Source organism: Pseudomonas sp. MWU16-30317 (genome assembly GCF_020515695.1).
Taxonomy (GTDB): Bacteria; Pseudomonadota; Gammaproteobacteria; order Pseudomonadales; family Pseudomonadaceae; genus Aquipseudomonas.
The window spans coordinates 207783-221754 of sequence record NZ_JAIWJA010000002.1 but is presented as its reverse complement, the minus strand read 5'-3'; the positions used below and the strand labels follow the sequence as shown (position 1 = coordinate 221754).

Annotated in this window: 11 protein-coding genes; all 11 read right to left on the bottom strand. The window is 60.7% G+C overall.

The window, feature by feature from the left end:
• Nucleotides 1–4: 4 nt before the first annotated feature.
• Nucleotides 5–1591 (bottom strand): type VI secretion system protein TssA, encoded by a 1587-nt coding sequence (gene tssA / locus LIX93_RS05740; protein WP_226503051.1) that lies wholly within the window; start codon nucleotides 1589–1591, stop codon nucleotides 5–7.
• Nucleotides 1588–4842 (bottom strand): ImcF-related family protein, encoded by a 3255-nt coding sequence (locus LIX93_RS05735; protein WP_226503050.1) that lies wholly within the window; start codon nucleotides 4840–4842, stop codon nucleotides 1588–1590. Before LIX93_RS05735 ends, tssA begins: the two co-directional genes overlap by 4 nt.
• A gap of 94 nt (nucleotides 4843–4936) precedes the next feature.
• Nucleotides 4937–5995, bottom strand: coding sequence for a hypothetical protein (locus LIX93_RS05730; RefSeq protein WP_226503049.1), 1059 nt, complete (start codon nucleotides 5993–5995; stop codon nucleotides 4937–4939).
• A gap of 71 nt (nucleotides 5996–6066) precedes the next feature.
• Nucleotides 6067–6324 (bottom strand): PAAR domain-containing protein, encoded by a 258-nt coding sequence (locus tag LIX93_RS05725; RefSeq protein WP_226503048.1) that lies wholly within the window; start codon nucleotides 6322–6324, stop codon nucleotides 6067–6069.
• Between the two features lie 28 nt (nucleotides 6325–6352).
• Nucleotides 6353–6871, bottom strand: coding sequence for a DUF3304 domain-containing protein (locus tag LIX93_RS05720; RefSeq protein WP_226503047.1), 519 nt, complete (start codon nucleotides 6869–6871; stop codon nucleotides 6353–6355).
• Nucleotides 6859–7377, bottom strand: coding sequence for a DUF3304 domain-containing protein (locus LIX93_RS05715; protein WP_226503046.1), 519 nt, complete (start codon nucleotides 7375–7377; stop codon nucleotides 6859–6861). The genes LIX93_RS05720 and LIX93_RS05715 overlap by 13 nt, the downstream gene beginning before the upstream one ends.
• A complete protein-coding gene (locus LIX93_RS05710) occupies nucleotides 7365–7868 on the bottom strand; it encodes a DUF3304 domain-containing protein (protein WP_226503674.1) in 504 nt (167 codons plus the stop codon). The genes LIX93_RS05715 and LIX93_RS05710 overlap by 13 nt, the downstream gene beginning before the upstream one ends.
• A gap of 67 nt (nucleotides 7869–7935) precedes the next feature.
• Nucleotides 7936–10254 (bottom strand): DUF2235 domain-containing protein, encoded by a 2319-nt coding sequence (locus LIX93_RS05705; protein ID WP_226503045.1) that lies wholly within the window; start codon nucleotides 10252–10254, stop codon nucleotides 7936–7938.
• Entirely contained in the window at nucleotides 10242–10772 is a 531-nt protein-coding gene (locus LIX93_RS05700; RefSeq protein WP_226503044.1) for a DUF3304 domain-containing protein, read from the bottom strand. Before LIX93_RS05700 ends, LIX93_RS05705 begins: the two co-directional genes overlap by 13 nt.
• Nucleotides 10769–11569 carry a DUF4123 domain-containing protein gene (locus LIX93_RS05695; protein WP_226503043.1) on the bottom strand — a complete coding sequence of 267 codons (801 nt, stop codon included), beginning with the start codon at nucleotides 11567–11569 and terminating at the stop codon, nucleotides 10769–10771. The genes LIX93_RS05700 and LIX93_RS05695 overlap by 4 nt, the downstream gene beginning before the upstream one ends.
• Nucleotides 11566–13971, bottom strand: a complete 2406-nt coding sequence (gene vgrG / locus LIX93_RS05690; protein WP_226503042.1) for a type VI secretion system Vgr family protein — start codon at nucleotides 13969–13971, stop codon at nucleotides 11566–11568. The genes LIX93_RS05695 and vgrG overlap by 4 nt, the downstream gene beginning before the upstream one ends.
• Between the last annotated feature and the right edge of the window lies 1 nt (nucleotide 13972).

Below are 13972 nucleotides of genomic sequence, written 5' to 3'. Positions count from 1 at the left end.
GATGTCAAGCGCAGAGCACTGCGGCGCGTACCGGATCAATTGCCACCAACGCGGCCAGCAGTGCCTCGGTACGCCGGGCCAGAGCGGGTTTGTCGGCATCGTTGCGTTGCGCTTTCAAACGCAGCAGCTTGAGCAATCGAGCCTTGACCTCGAAATTCAGCTCCGGCTCCCATGTCTGCAAGACGTGCTGCTGCGCAGTCGTGTCCAGCTCCCCCAGCAAGTGCACGGCCAGATCGCTCTTGCCATATTGTTCAACGACCCGCGCCATCAGCAGACGCAGCAGCCAGCGCTGACGCCCGCTGTGCACGCCGGGCCTCTGCGCCAGCCAAGTCAACGCCGCCTCAACGCCATCACTGTCGGCCTGGGCCAAAGCTTCGTCTTCCAGTGCGAGAATTTCGGTGTCTGCCGTGGCTAATGCGGCTTTGGGAGCCGGCAACCATTGTTCCGGCCGATTGCCGCTGACGTGCTGGGTGATCCAGTCACGGGTGGTCTCGTCAGCGAATGGACTGCCGTCACTCCATTTCAACAGTTCCAGGCCCGGCAAGCGCTCGAGGAACATACCCAGATCACGCTTGACGATGTCCGCCCAGCCGTCTAGTGGCACCGGTTGTTCACTCAGCGCCTGGTACAGGTACCACTGTAAATCCAGCCAGAAATGGTTTACCCCTTCGGCGTACACCCGCTCGACCAGATCGAGCAATTCGGTCCAGCTCTGTTGCAGGTACAGGCGTTTGAGCTGTGCCCGATATTCGCTACGGGGCGGCGCCAGTCGCGTGTTGCCGTTTGCATCCTCGGGCGGCGACTGGTGCAAGCTGTCCCAGCGCAGGCTCTTCATCAGACGATGAGCCGCGAGCCACCCTTGGGACTGTTCGCGCAAATACCCCGCCAGTGATCGGCCACTGTCCAACAGGTCCCGCCCTGATTTGATCGCCGGGGATGATGACAATGCCCCGTGCGCGTTCGCGTCATGACTGGCACTGTGCTGCGGCACCAGCGCATCCACCCCGCCAGATTGGTTCAACCGTGTGGACAACGCGCCATACAGTGCGCCCAAGGCGGGACGCTGGTCCTGGGGCCAGGCCTCAAGCCCGCGCTCCAGCCAGGCCAGCGCCGCTACGGTACGCTCCGCCTCGCTGCGTACCACCTCCGGGTAGAGCGACAGGCTGTCCAGCACCTTGCTGCTGGCCAGCCATTCCAGAGCCATCTTGCGGCTATTGGCGCGAGCCGGCAGCACATCGGCGGGGTATCGCTCCACTAACGCCGCTAACAGGGTAAGCCCATCAGCCAGTCCGGCTTCGCCATCCATCTGCAGGCGTGCCCACAAATAGTAGGTCGCTACCCGCAAGTCTTTGCAGGTCTGGACAAGCAGCTTTTCTGCCAGTTGAACCACCCGTTCGGCATCCGCTCCAGACAACTTGTTGACCTCCTCGCGCATGTGCTGGAAGTCATCGTCATACCCTGGATCTTGCCCTACGGGCGAGGCATCGCTGATTGGTTGCAGCAAAGGCTCCCAGCGCTCGGCCTGGCTGCGCCCCAAGGTCAGGGCATCGCGTTTGCCCAAGCAATGATCGATCAAAGTACGCAGACTCATTCAAAACTCCCATTCTGCGCATAGGGCACATCCGCCACGCCGTCGCCCAGGAATATCTGCTGCGGCAACCTGAAGTCGCGCAATTTCAGCAACGCCAACGGCCCTGCCCCCAGCTCGGTACGCAGGTTCCAGGTCAGGGGTATACCGTCCGGCGCCTTGAGCACCACGCGGTAGTGGCTGTCGCTATCGTCCAATGGCGTGACCTTGGCTTTTTCCAGCAGGCGGATCAGGCCCCAGGTGCCCTGGAAGTCACCGAACAGGCGTTCGCCCGTGTGGATGCTGGTCCAGCTCAGGCTCGCGCCCGGATGATCGCTGCGGCCCGGCCAGTTGAAGCGCTGCCAGAATTCGCGCTGGTTGAAGTAGTGGTGCTTGTCGCCATTGAGGATGAAGGTGGTTTGCACCACATCGCGCACCGGTTTGCCTCGCAGCTCGAAACCCAGCCCCATGCCGCCATCGGTGTACATCACGTCCGCCAGGTGGCTGAGCTGGTTGATGGCCGCCAGGAACTGCGGGTTGAAGCGCAGCCCCTGGCTGTGCCGCGGGTCGGCCACCCAGCGGCTGCCTTCCTTGCGCAATACGCCGCCCAGCTGGCGCTGCAGGAACTGCTCGATGCGGCCCGAGTCGGCGCGGATCATCTGCCCCAGCATGGGCAGCGAGGCATCGCTGGTGGTTTTGGCGAAGGGGTAGCGGCCGGCGAAGGCGCTGTGCCAGTCGGTGACGATCGCCCGTTGCCACTGCTGATTGAGGCCCGCCGCCGACGGTTGCAGCACGCGCTGCCAGGCCTGTTGCAGCGGCTGCACGAACAACGTCTGGCCGACGCCTGCCCATTCCGCGCCCAGGCTGGCGGCAATGACGCTGCCGTAGGATTGGGTATCCGTGAGGTCGGTGCTCTTGCCCTGAAACACCGCCTGGGCCAAGGCCTGGGTCATTTCCTGGGGGTCAGGGGCGTTGCTGACTTGCTGCAGTTTCAAGCGCACCCGCGTGACGCGGGTGAGGAAGGCCTGCAGGCTCAGGCGATCGGTATCGGCCTTGGCGTCGGGGTCTTTGCCGAGCAGGGTCAACAGCGGGCCGAAGGTGGCGTCCAGTGGGCTGCGTGGGGTCAGGCGTTGTTGGTCGATCACCGGCACCTTGTCCCGGTCGATCAGCTGTTGCGCGGACTGGATCAGCGAGTCCGCCAGCGCCTGGCTGCGGGTGCCGGCCTGGCCCTGATAGGCCAGGGTGTTCATCAGCGCGATCAGCGGCGACTGGCGCACGTCGCTCATCAGGGTCAGTTGGTCGATCACCTCGGACAGGCTGTCGGCCTGATGCCAGCGCAAACCGTTGAGGAAATCCAGCCAGGCGTTGGCGTAGTCCTGAAAGTAGCGTTCGGTGAGGCGCTCCTTGAGCACCTCGGGGGTCAGTTCGGCGGCGATATCGGCTTGCTGATCGCTGAGCACCCAGTCGATTTCCTCGCGGCGAGCCTCGGCGATATCGTCGATGGCGCGGCGTACCTGGCCTTCCCAGGCCTGACCGGTGAATACGCCCGGCACGCTGGCTTCGCTGTAGAACAGGGCCAGGGCGTCGGTTTCACCGACCATGCTTTGCAGGTCCATGTCCGGGTGCTGATTGGCGGCCAGGTCGAGGACCTGCTGGTAGAGGCTGGTTTCGGCGTTGCGCTGACCCAACTGGCCGAGCAACACCTGGCGGGTCAAGGCGACTAGCTTGGCATCAGCCTTGATCGCCCACTGCGGGTGCGCCGCGAGGTGCTCGCCGTAGAATTGCCAGAGCGTAGGTGACAGGCCTTGCCACAGCCCTGGCGATATACCGTTGCGCGTCGGCTCGGCGTGGGTCATGGCTGTGGCGAGAAAGGTGGCGTCGGCTTTTTCCGGGCGGGCCAGCATCAGGTAGGCCTTGAGTGGCTCGTAGGCGCTCTGGGCGCGTTCGGCCCGTTGCTCGCTGCCCGCTGGCAGGCGGATCAATGCGTTGAGTTGGCGTTGCAGAGTGGCCGCTGCGGGGTCACGAATGAGGCGGTCGTTGGCCTCGACATAGCGCGGCCAGACCACCTCGAGCAGGCGCTGGTTCTGGTTCAGGCCGAAACGCAGATACCAGGGCGCGCCGTGCTCGGCGCGATAATCGAGCCGGGACAGCTCGCGTACCAGGTCGTTGAGTGCATGCAGTTGGGCATCGCCGTTGCCGGGTTGCTCCAGGGCAGCCAGCGAGGTCTGTACCTGGGCGATCTGCACTTGGTTGCTGACCAACGAGATCAGCAAGCCTGCGCTCCAAAGGGTTGCCAGGCCCAGGGTCGCTGTGTAGGCGACTCGCGGGACACTCCAGCCCAGCCGCTGGGGGTTGGGGTGGTCGTCCAGTACGCCGCTCCACACCTTAATGATCGGCCAGTGGTGTTGCAAATCATGTGGGGTGGGTGGCACCGGCAGGCTGAACCACAGCCCACGCAACGGCACGCCACGGGCGAACTCGTTGGCCAGGGGTGCCAGCGTGTGACGCCAGCGCGCGATGGCTTCTTCCTGCAGATCCCGAGACAGGCGCAACAGGAAGTCATGGGTCATGTCGGTGTTCATCTGCGCCAGGCCCTGACGGCGTAACGGTTCGAGCAGACTGGCGAGCGCGGTGTCCAGCGCTGCGGCGGTGAAGCGTTCGGGCAACTGACAACCGACCGGCTCGGTTTTGCGGGTGGATTGCGGCCAGGCGCTGTCGCAGACTTGCCACAGGTGCAACGGCAGCTTCCAGCTCAGGCCGCGGGCCAGGCGTTGCAGTTCACGCACGCCTGCGCCCATCGCGGCATCGTCGGCGGCCTGGGTTGGGTTGAGGGCCCAGACGACGCCGTCCAGGGCGCGCCAGCGGCTGAGGCCTCGCCAGTGGGTTGGGAAGGTTTGTTCCAGGTTGGATTGGGCGCTACCGCCCCAGAGCAGGACGGTGTTTTGGCCTTCCAGCCAGTATTTCTCGGCCAGGGTGGGGGCGATGGCTGCGATTTCGCTGGGTTCGCCGATGATCAGGAGCAGGCGGACTTTGCGGCGCCAGAAGAGGCCGTAGTGCTCGCGCAAGCGTCCGACTATATCTGCCAGGTCCGGCCGCTCATCGGGTTCACCAGAAGATGATTGGGGTGGCGCCCAAGAACCAAGTACCAGATTGCGAATTCCCTTCTGGACAATCTGCCAAGCCACCAGCGCCATGCCGAACAACACTGCCCATAGCAATACGCCCTTGAGCAAGACATCACGCACCATGGCACGGCTGAGAAGACGAGGCTCCATCAATAACCACCAAATCCCAGCGCCCGCTGCGACAAGCACGGCCAGGATTCCCGCCAGTAATAACGCCGTCTTGCCAGAGGATATTTTCGGAGATTCAACTAGCTGAGTCATCGGATTCCACAATTCCAAGGGCCAAGGTGTGATGAGGATCGGTCGCTAACCAAGCGCAGGGCACTTGGTGCTGCTCTGCGTACCAGGCAGCCAAGGTCTGTACGACCATGGCCTGTAAACGCTCCAAGGCGCCGAAGTTGGCATCTTGCACATGCTGTTTGATGTTCCAGCCAGCCGCCGGAAGCTCAGGTACATCCGGTTGAGAGAACGACACGCATACGTCTGTGGGAGTCGTGAGTCCGCGCTGCCGTAAAGCGCGCTTAGCCACCGCAGAAAGCTGCTCGGCGTTAGCTGAAAACCACTCACCCCGCGAAAAACGCACATTGCCGTTTGGGCCGAATAACCACAGCACCGCCGCTTCTCCTGCTGGCAAGTGATCGTCCCGCTGGATAGGCGAGGATTGGCAACCCGCGCAGAGGACCCGGGTCGCTGCAGGTGCGCCCTGCAATTGGTCAATAACCGTATCCAGGGTACGGATGCCCTCCCACGGCTCGGGCTGCTCGGGGAGTTGGACCAAGGGAGAGCAAAGTGCCATCTGTTCTACGAATGCTTGCCAGGCCGGCAATGAGCCCTGCCAGTAGCAACGTAGCGGTTGCACGGCTGAAGGCTCATCTCGTTGTTGATGCCATTGCAGGGCGAGCAAGATCGCTAGATTGCGCTCACGCTCGCCGATATCATTCCCGAATACCTGAACGAGATGAATCGCGCGCCCTTCATGCGCTGCCTGTGGTGTGGGTGGCTGATGGTCCGAGGTGAAAAGCAGCTGCCCATCTTCATGCGTGGTGCATGCCGCTGAAACCAGCACGGACTCGACCAGCCCTACCGTCTGCCGGTGGTGCTTCCACCAGGCTTGGCTGACTTGCTCGGTCGCCTGCCGATAGCTTTCAGCGTTATGGCGGTTGAGCCTGAAATACAAGATGCGCAACAGCAGTGCCAGCAACCACACCAGCGAGACACAAGCCACTGCGCTTAATGCCAGTTGCGGTTCAATGACCGATCTCAAGCCCGTGCCTACACCGCCCAGAACAACCGGCAAGGCCACACCACTAGCTATCCATCGCGAGTATGCCGGGGCCTGAACCAAGGGGTAAGCGGCAAACTTCGGCGCGGCAATCAAAACGCCACCTGCGTGTCGGGCAACGAGCTGACCAGCGTGCACCCGCATTTGCAACGATGACCGTGCAGCGCCGCCGGTCGGCCGTCGATGTGCAGCAGGTCGGTGCCTTCGGCGATCACGGTGCGGCCGTGCAGGTCGCAGTGCACCGCATCGCCCTGACAGGCCATGGGCTTGCCATCGCACTCGTAGTGTCCTTCCAGCACTTCACCACCAAACTCTGCCAACGTATCTCCCAGACGAATCACAGGCTTCATCTGCACATCTCCATATTCAGGCCGCACATTACTTGGGACATGACTGAGGCTCCGGCAAGTGCAGCGGGGTCTTGATTGGGTATTCGGGACTGCCGTAGGCGTAGCAAGATGTGGTGACCTGAAGCTCGTCACAGGGCAGGAAGTGCACGGTGAGCCCGCAGACTTTTTGGCCGGTGTAGTCGGGGACGGGGACTACTTTGCTGTGCTGGCGTTTTTGTGCTCTTAATCTTACCGCCCACGCTTCGTATTTATCTTCGTCCGCAAATCCGGGAAAGCCATCGGGATAAGCCACTCCAGTTTCCCAATTGACCCGCACTGTCATCCCCGACTTCCAGTTCGACGGCGCCACATAACAACAACCTCCCCCACCCCTCTGGTACGGACCAATGATGTCGATCCCCGAACGACCATCGACACTAAAGCGGTTGATCGCCCAGTGCGTGTGGTTAACGGCTTCAAGCGTGCTGGCTTGGGCACTCTGCACAAAGACAGCCGCGATCAAACCGCAGAATGTCGCTACCAGGACCCGGCATTTTACTTGGGACATGACTGAGGCTCCGGCAGGTGCAGCGGGGTCTTGATCGGGTATTCGGGGCTGCCGTAGGCGTAGCAGGACGTCGTGACCTGAAGCTCGTCGCAGGGCAGGAAGTGCACGGTGAGCCCGCAGACTTTTTGGCCGGTGTAGTCGGGGACGGGGACTACTTTGCTGTGTAGGCGCTTTTGGGCGTCGATTTTTTCAACCCAGGCCAAATATTTAGGCCAATCGCCATAGCCAGGAGAATCATCCGCGTATCCTACTCCGGTCTCCCAATCAACACGCACCGTCATCCCCGGCTGCCAGTTCGACGGCGCGATATAACAACAACCTCCCCCACCCCTCTGGTACGGACCAATGATATCGATCCCCGAACGACCATCGACACTAAAGCGGTTGATCGCGCAGTGCGTATGGTTAATGGCTTCAAGCGTGCTGGCTTGGGTACTCTGCGCAAAGACAGCCGCGATCAAACCCCAGAGCGTCGCTACCAGGACCCGACATTTTACTTGGGACATGACTGAGGCTCCGGCAGATGCAGCGGGGTCTTGATCGGGTATTCGGGGCTGCCGTAGCCGTAGCAGGAGGTGGTGACCTGGAGCTCATCGCAGGGTAGGAAGTGCACGGTGAGCCCGCAGATTTTTTGGCCGGTGTAGTCGGGGACGGGGACTACTTTGCTGTGCTGGCGTTTTTGTGCATTGGCTTTTTGTTTCCAGGCTAAATACTTAGGCCAATTCCCGAAACCGGGGAACTCATCAGCGAGTTCACTCATGGCACTAGCGCCCGTTTCCCAATCAACACGCACCGTCATGTCTGGGCTCCAACGCAACGGAACTACATAACAGCAACCCCCTCCGCCACCTTGGTAGGCACCTATGATGTCGATACCCGAATGGCCATCCACGCTAAAGCGGTTAATCGCCCAGTGCGTGTGGTTGATGGCTTCAAGAGTGCCAGCCAAGCTGCTATTCAGAAACACGGCCACAAACAGCCCGCAAAGGGTACCCATCAGCACTCGGCGAGAAACAGAAGTGAACAATGGTGTTACTCCTGAGGCAGGGCTTCGAAAGACGGAATCAAGCTGGCGCATTGTTTGCCTCGCTGACCTTGGCGTAAAAGGCTTCCCAATGGGCATCGATGGCTTGCTGAGCCTTGGCCAGATGCTGTGCATCCATGGCAGGAGGTTGCGCGGCAACCGTAGCCCCCGAGGTTGGCAAAGGCTTGCCCCCGGCAAGCATCGTCGCTTTGGCCTCAGGATTGAGGGCAAGCTCTCGTCGGCTGGCCTCACCGAAAAACACCATGCGTTCACGGAAATAGCTGCCCAAAGGTTCACGTCCCCACGAGTAAAGAAACCAGGCGCGGGAATCGTGAACGTGGTCATCGAACAATGCGCGCAAGAGCCCTACCGGCTGCATCGCGTTGAGGGTTTCATCCACGAGGCCGCGGGTATTTTCATCTGCATGGTTGCTGTAACGGGCGGGGGGCGGAAACAACTGACTGACTCTTGCCCGTCCGGCCGCTTTCATCTGCCGGCCTTCGACCCGTGCGTCGGCAGTGATGACGCGCAGCACCACCAGGGGCGGAGCGTTGGCCGGCAGCACTCGACTCAGGCTGGAGGCCAGATGGTCAGGGTCACGGTACGCCGTGCCGAACTCCTCGGCGGCTTCGCGCAATTGGGTTTGCGCCATGTCCGCATCGAAATCCTTGACCCCAGGCTCCGGTGGCTTTTTCGGGGTTTGGCCTGTGCGCTCTTTGGCCAGTTGCTGGCGGCGCCGTTTTTCGACCGCTTTCTGATTTATGTTTCGTGCATCCTTGGCCTTAACACGCTTTGATTCGTCCGCATGGGTATCGGTCGCATGAAGGTAGAATTTTTGCTGCTTCAGGCTGGCGAAAGCGTATCGGTCGATGCGCCACGCAGTGATCCAGCCGAGTTGTGCGCGAGCTGCCTGCTCCAGCGTGGTGGTGGACGTGAGGGGTTGATAGCGTTCAATTTGCTCGGTAGGTAACGGTTGGGTAACAGGAGGTAGGCCTAGGGTTACTTGACGCCAGGCGTTGAAGCGCTTGACAAGCATCGGCGCAACTTCGAATTGTTGTGCCAACTCGATGTCCATCGCCCGCCACTTCTCATGACGTAACCCGATTGGCAAGGTACTGCCAAGAACTTTTAAAGGTGCTCCATAAGCTAATGCATCAGCGTAGAGGTCATTCAATGCGATCTGTGACAGTAATAGACCGTCCCCCTCTACACTGCCCTTACTGTTGGCCTTCCCCTGATCCCCCGGCGGATACCCTCCCCCCAAATCCGAGTGCACTCCCGGATACATCACCTCCACGCTATTCACCGGATAACTGCCGCTCTCGCGGCGAATCGACTCCAGCGGAAAACATAGGCGCTGCTCATGGCTCGCCGCGAGGTGCAGGCAACGTTTGACCAGCCCACCGCCGGGCAATTGCTGATTGCCATCCGCCCAGGCCATGTGACCTCTCGCCCCTGGCAAGATATCGGCGATGCCCACGGAGGCCACGGTATCCAGCAGCCCGAGGTATTCGACGCTCAGCGGAATCTGCAGATCAGCCGATTTGAGGAACGGTCGGTAGCGCATCAGTTGGTTCAACCAACTGACAAAGGCCCGCGCCGCCGCCGCGCCACGGGAAAACCCGTAGACATACACCTTGATACCCAACAGCTTCGAGGTACCGGGATTAGGTTGTGCCAGCGCCAGGCGCAACGGTTTTTCAATGGCCTTGAGCTGCTTGCTGAACTCCAGGGCACGGTTGGCGGGCCCCATGATGGATTCCATTCCCAACACCGTGCCCATTGCACCGACTGCCGCCTTGAGACTCGCGTTGTCCAGCCGCGGCAGGCCCAACGTGCGCCGTAGCGCATCAATGAGCATCAACAAGCCCCAGTTGATCCGCTCTTCACCGAACCAGGCAGCGCCCAGCCCGGCCCACGAGTAATCCAGGTCACCTACTTCCGCGAATGGCGTACCGACGCCGGGCATGTAGTACTTGAAGTACTGACCATTGCCAGTCCCGGCTGCGTCGATCAGTCGCTGGGCGTGGTCGCCGTGCCCTGTGCCACCGGCATAGCCATCACCGATGGTGGCGCGAAACAAGCGCGCGATGTTGGTGGGGTGCGCCACGCTGGACTGGTACAGGTCATCGTTCAGGTTGTTGCCGGTACCGTCGAAAAACAGGCTGATATGCAAGGTCTTGCAGCACGGTGGCGTCACTCGGTAACCGGCCGCTAGACACAATGCATCCTGGTAGCCGCGCTCAAGCTCGCATTGGCGCAGGATATTTTGCTGAACCTGTTCGACGCGCCGGGGCAAACGACCTTCTGCTGGAAATGGCGGCGGCAGCCAGACACTGGCATGTTTCACTTCGGACATGACTGAGCCTCCGGCAGGTGCAGCGGGGTCTTGATCGGGTATTCGGGGCTGCCGTAGGCGTAGCAGGAGGTGGTGACCTGGAGCTCATCGCAGGGCAGGAAGTGCACGGTGAGCCCGCAGGCTTTTTGGCCGGTGTAGTCGGGGACGGGGACTACTTTGCTGTGTTGGCGCTTTTGTGCATCTATTTTGTCCAGCCAAGCGTCGTATTTCGCCTCATCTGCAAGACCAGGATTGTCATAGGAGTAAGCCACACCAGTTTCCCAATCAACACGCACAGTCATCCCCGACTTCCAGTTGGAAGGCGCGATATAACAACAACCTCCTCCACCCCTCTGGTACGGCCCGATGATGTCGATCCCCGAACGACCATCGACACTAAAGCGGTTGATCGCCCAGTGCGTGTGGTTAACGGCTTCAAGCGTGCTGGCCGAGGCGGTTTGCGCGAGCAATACACCAACCAGTGTCCCGACTAGGGCGAGGCGATACCTGCCGTCCATGGAGTTGGGCATGACGTTCATTTCCTGTCTTCGCTATGAGGTGCCGCGCAGGCACTGCGTAATCTTTCGAGGGTGTGAGCCTCACGTTCGGGAGCAAGTAGCAACCCCGCTTCGGTGGCATCGAGCATCGCCACATAGCACGCGTCAAAATGCTGCTCGGCGCTCCAATCAGAAGGCAATGCCTCGGCAAGACTCACCATCGCCACCGTGGCATCACTGGCACAGCTAAGCGTTTCCAGTTGACTATCGGAGAGTTCGAGAACGGTGATGTCGTCGGGCACCTCGTGCGTATCGGCGACACCCGAAAGCCGTCTGGGCAGGCCGTCACGGTCCAGCCAGCTCCAGAAAACCGCCGGGCGCAACAGCGGCTGCTGTTGTTCTGGCTCAAGCACATGACTAAACAGCAATGGGAACAGCCGCGGATCGTAATACCGCAACAACCCCAGGTATCCGCCATGACGCGCTTCCAGGCATCGGCTGAGGTGCTGTGCCAAGGCCTGAAATGGCCAGAGCGAGGCCAACACCAATAATTGCGAGCGGCCATCCAGAGCCTGCATCAGACCAACCAGCCACTGACGTTGCAGGGGCTGCCCCAAGTCAACCCGTACCAGTAACGGCGCCAGTTCATCGGCACCGGCCTCTGGCAGCCCTGTGAACAATGAGTAGCAAGGCAGAGCGGGCTCGATACTGAGAACACTGGGCAGCAATGGAGAATCGCTGCCGGCTTGATCAATGATGATATCCAGGCAGGTGATAGGCACTTGTGCGCAGGACACTTCCAACAGCTCGATCCAGGTACGACGCAAGTCATTAGTCATACCTGTGCCTCCCGAGGTACGAAACCTTGAGCAGCGGCCTGTGCCTTCTTCAAGCACTCTTTGCACACCGAGCCGGGTAACTCCGGGAGCGGGAAGTCTTCACTGGTGGCCGTATTCAGGCGATGTTGCCCCTTGATGCTGATCAGCCCCGGACCGTGAATCTGAATCTCGCCTTGCGGCGTAATACGGATATAAGCGCCACCACACCCCAAGGTGATGCCATTTTTGGCCGTCAACTGCACATGCCCCTGTACGGATTGCACGGTGATGTCTTGCTGAGCAGTCAGGTTCAACAGGTCGCCGTGGGATTCGATTTCAAGTGGGCCCTGGCCTGAGACAAGGCGCATGCCTTCCTGCTGGGCCAGCAAGGAGATGCCTTGATTGGCATGGGCGGACAAGCGTTTAGCGGCCGCCAGGTTGATCTCGTCTTCGCTTTGCACGTACAGCGCGCCGCCGCTTTTGAGCAGCAGGCTGGCCGGGGTCACCGCACCGATGCCTTTGGGCGCACTGAGCACAATGGCTGAAGCACTGAGGTCCTTGGCGCTGTCCTGAAATTGCTGCAAACCGTCGAGGGCTGGCGGACGACTGTGGTGAGCCTGGGCGATGTCCTGCCAGTCGGCGACTTGCTGTTTTGCATCTGCGATCAGATGTGTGGCTGGCGTCATTGCGAGCATGTCACCTTGGGCCTTGGCCTGCTCATCGGCACTGATAAACAGCCCCTTCCCACCCCGAATCGCGCCCCATCCATCGGTGCGCAACTCAAAGCCTTCGCCGCGCTTTTGTCGCTCGGCATCCACCAAATGCCCCAGATTAAGCTGGCTCTTGCCACTGTGCTCGGTACTGAGCTTGACGTGCTCCTGCCCGCGCGTGTCGTCCATGCGCAGTTTGTTATTGGCGGGGGTGCGCAGGACATTGCGTTTGTAATTGCGCAAGGTCACATGATCGAGATGCTTGCTGTCGTGCAGGGCATGGGCGATGTAGGGCCGGTCCGGATCGCCTTGTTCGAAGGCGATCGCCACCTCAGTGCCGGCGATCAGCGGCAGGTGCAGACCGTGGGTGTCGCCGGCATAGGGACGCGCCAGGCGCAGCCAGACACTTTCCATACCTTGCTTCCAGGTATCGCGGTCGAACAGGAAGTTGACCTTGTAGCGCCCTTCCAGATCGATATGGCCAAACGGGTCGTCCTTGCGGTTGCTGGTGACACGGGCGGGGACGGTGCCGGCGATTTTCGGTTTGTCTTGCAACGGGGGGCGGAAACAGACGGTTTCCGAGTAGGGAATCGCCTCGAAGTTGACTTCCAAACTACTGTCCCGCGCGGCGCGGGCCGTCAGGCGGGTTATGACTGCGCCAGGATCGAAGGCGTGTGGCGCACCACCGGAAATTTTCAGTTGCTGACCGGGGGCCAGGGTGGCGCTGCTGCTGATACCGGTCAGCTGCGTCTGGCCATTGAGATAACGCTCATGCCGCATTCGGCCGTAGAAATAACCGCTTTCGGCTTCCAGGTCGTCGTCATAAGCATAGGGGTCGCCCAGTGCTGTATAGGCTTCGGCGTAGTGATAGGCCTCGCCATAGGTGGTGGTGGCGCCACGGGTTCGATCGATGTCAGCATCGAGGTGTACGTTGACGAAGCGGTGGTGATAAGCGCGGACATTGACGTTCTTTTCTACGACCTGGTGGCTGGATTGCAGCGCCCATACAGCGTCTTTGCCACTGCTGCTCAACCCCGATTCCGGGTAATAGGTCATTTTGACGTCGAACTGGTAGTAGCGCCGGTGATCGTGAAACTCCACCACGTCGATGTTCAAACGTTCGTCACGGGTGATGCGGTACCAGATGCCGACGTCCGCCAACAGCCGCGAGATAAACGCCAGGTCGCTTTCGCCGTACTGCATGACCTGTTCGCGCTTGGGGTATTCGCGCACCAGTTCGAAGAGAAAGTCCTGGCCGCGGAATTCGTGGCGGCTGCGCAGGATGCTTTCGACGATTTCCGGGACGGATTGGTGTTGGTAGATTCGGAATTGTTGGCCTCGGCCCAGTAAGGCCAAGCGCGGCTCAAGAGTGATTTCGTAGCGGGCTTCGTCGACAGAGCCGGACAGGCGTTTGAAGGCAGTGACTACGCCGTTTAGCACGCGTAATGGCTTGATCTCGGGTACCGGGAGGCCGAGGAAGGTCGGGGGCAAATTGTGGGGCGCTTCGTGGAGGCTGAAACTGGCGCTTTTGCCGAGCAGGGTGTCGGCGGCGATATCGCGGTCGAGGCAGGTAAATTCGATGCGGTAGTTGAAGGGTTGGCTCAGAGCCTCGGTGCCTTCGAAGCAGAGGACGTCGAGCAGTGCGTCGACGTTGCGAATCTGAAGTTTGTGGCGGCTGTGGTCGAAGAACGCGCCTAGTATTTTCTGGGACATG

Excerpts from the sequence above, each read along its gene's own strand:
- LIX93_RS05700 (WP_226503044.1), bottom strand. The coding sequence starts at position 10,772 with ATGAACGTCATGCCCAACTCCATGGACGGCAGGTATCGCCTCGCCCTA.
- LIX93_RS05725 (WP_226503048.1), bottom strand. The coding sequence starts at position 6,324 with ATGAAGCCTGTGATTCGTCTGGGAGATACGTTGGCAGAGTTTGGTGGT.
- LIX93_RS05710 (WP_226503674.1), bottom strand. The coding sequence starts at position 7,868 with ATGGGTACCCTTTGCGGGCTGTTTGTGGCCGTGTTTCTGAATAGCAGC.
- LIX93_RS05720 (WP_226503047.1), bottom strand. The coding sequence starts at position 6,871 with ATGTCCCAAGTAAAATGCCGGGTCCTGGTAGCGACATTCTGCGGTTTG.
- tssA (WP_226503051.1), bottom strand. The coding sequence starts at position 1,591 with ATGAGTCTGCGTACTTTGATCGATCATTGCTTGGGCAAACGCGATGCC.
- LIX93_RS05715 (WP_226503046.1), bottom strand. The coding sequence starts at position 7,377 with ATGTCCCAAGTAAAATGTCGGGTCCTGGTAGCGACGCTCTGGGGTTTG.
- vgrG (WP_226503042.1), bottom strand. The coding sequence starts at position 13,971 with ATGTCCCAGAAAATACTAGGCGCGTTCTTCGACCACAGCCGCCACAAA.
- LIX93_RS05695 (WP_226503043.1), bottom strand. The coding sequence starts at position 11,569 with ATGACTAATGACTTGCGTCGTACCTGGATCGAGCTGTTGGAAGTGTCC.
- LIX93_RS05735 (WP_226503050.1), bottom strand. The coding sequence starts at position 4,842 with ATGGAGCCTCGTCTTCTCAGCCGTGCCATGGTGCGTGATGTCTTGCTC.
- LIX93_RS05705 (WP_226503045.1), bottom strand. The coding sequence starts at position 10,254 with ATGTCCGAAGTGAAACATGCCAGTGTCTGGCTGCCGCCGCCATTTCCA.